A 1,198-nucleotide genomic window follows, 5' to 3' on the forward strand; every position below is an offset into this window, starting at 1 on the left:
CTCCGGCAGACGGATCACGCCGTACCGATCGGTGGTATAGGTGCCGATGATCTCACCATTCATCTTCCGCACTTCAAACTGGACTCCGCCCAAGCGCTCACCGGTTTCCGCGTCCTTTTTGATGATCTGCAAGCCGCCCATGGGCTGGTTGCGGAACTCCAGGGTCACGGTCTCCCCTGCTTTGATCTTGATGCTCTGGGGCACATTGTCCAGCACATAGCCGTCCTTGGCCCGCACTTCGGTGACGATCACCGTGCTCCCCGGCTCCAGGCCAGAAATGAGGATCGTGCCCTTGCTGTCTGTCACGAACTCTCCATTTTCATTGCCGATCACGGTGCCATCGGAATTGACCGCCTTGAACACCACATCGGACAAAGGTTCTCTGGTAACGCTGTCGATCTTCTGGATCAGCAGGCTGCCCTTGGGGGTGTTCTTGAAGGTCACGGTGATCACATCCTGGTCTTTCCCTGTGAGATGCACCGTCTGCGTGCTGTTATCCAGCACATAGCCATTGGGGGCGGAGATCTCTTCCACCACATAAGTGCCCTTCTTCATGCCGGTGAGCACGATGGTGCCATTGACACTGGTCTCATACTCGCCTACGATGGTGCCGCCGGTGCCGGATGTGCCGCCCAGATACCGCACCCGGAACCAGGCCCCCTCCAGGGGCTTGCCGGTGATGCTGTCTACCTTGCGGATAATCAAAGCAGACAGCGGAGTGTTTTCAAAAGTCAGCACCTTCCGCTCACCGCTTTTGACAAAGCACTCCTGCGCAGCTGGGGCTTTGATGGCATAACCGTCCGGGGCTTCCAGCTCGGTCACCTTGTACCAGCCGTCCTCCACATTTTCCAGCCGGATCACGCCCTTTTCATCGGTGTAATAAGTGCCCAGATCACGCAATTCTCCGGTTTCGGTCTTGTTGCTCCGGTACCAGATCTGGAATTTGGCGCCCTTCAGAGGATCTCCTGTCACACTGTCGATCTTCTGGATCTCCAGGGAAGGTTTCTTATGATTTTCGAAGAACACCTCAGCATCCCGGTTGGGATAGAGGGTCACAAGCTGGGGCTTTGCATCCAGCAGATAGGGTTCCGGCACAGACTTCTCAATCACTTCATAGGTACCTGGCAGCAGATTTTCCACCCGGGCGCTGCCATCTGCACCGGTGGTCACTTCTCCCACCCAGGGGCCGTCCACGGCC

At 57.0% G+C, this 1,198-nt stretch carries 1 protein-coding gene; it reads right to left on the reverse strand.

Annotated elements, in window-relative coordinates; all coding sequences use genetic code 11:
* Window positions 1-1,198 (reverse strand): collagen binding domain-containing protein (locus KQI26_RS15100; protein ID WP_253292908.1); only part of this gene is annotated, 1,198 nt, incomplete at both ends.

The sequence above is a fragment of the Intestinimonas sp. MSJ-38 genome (assembly GCF_018917925.1).
Lineage (GTDB): Bacteria > Bacillota > Clostridia > Oscillospirales > Butyricicoccaceae > Pseudobutyricicoccus.